This is a genomic window from Mycobacterium sp. NAZ190054 (genome assembly GCF_001545925.1).
GTDB lineage: Bacteria > Actinomycetota > Actinomycetes > Mycobacteriales > Mycobacteriaceae > Mycobacterium.
This window is the reverse complement of record NZ_LMVQ01000532.1, coordinates 1-546: the sequence shown is the minus strand read 5'-3', so window position 1 is coordinate 546 and position 546 is coordinate 1. Positions and strand designations below refer to the sequence as shown.

General features: G+C 60.3%; 1 protein-coding gene. It reads right to left on the bottom strand.

The features are described 5' to 3' along the window. Nucleotides 1-440: 440 nt before the first annotated feature. Nucleotides 441-546: hypothetical protein (locus ASJ79_RS34505; protein ID WP_231750834.1), on the bottom strand; the 106-nt coding region annotated here is incomplete at its 5' end.

The following is a 546-nucleotide window of genomic DNA, read 5'->3' as shown; positions in this document are numbered from 1 at the left end:
CCTCAACAAAAGACACCAAAAACTGGCATCCAAAAACAACCCACCCCTAAACGGGAAAAAGAGGCAGGCCAAAAAACAACAAACAAAAACCACCAAACACACTATTGAGTTCTCAAACAACACGCCCCCAGACCGGCCGCGCAAGAAGCCCCGGCGAAAAGCCGTGACCCTCGTGCGGACAGATGAGGACATCCGCCGAAGCAGACTTCCCTCTGGAGTGCCGCCGCGCTCCCCGGGTTTTGGGCCCGTGTCGCAGCGACTCCGATAAGTTACGTCAGGGATAACTCCGAGTCAAATCTGCTGCTAGAGCGTGTTTTTCAACCTGCATCCCAAGGGGTGCCGCGCGGGCAGCATTTGACTCGCGAGCGTTCAACGTCCCGCCCGGCGGCGTTGTTCCCCACCCGGCGTCGCACCGTTGACCAGCCGTTTCACGCGGTGCGTCAGCCGATGCGCTCGATGCCGGCGACGTTGCGCTTGCCACGCCGAAGCACCAGCCACTTGCCGTGGAGATAGTCGGAGGGCTGCGGCGACCATTCGTCTGTGGCG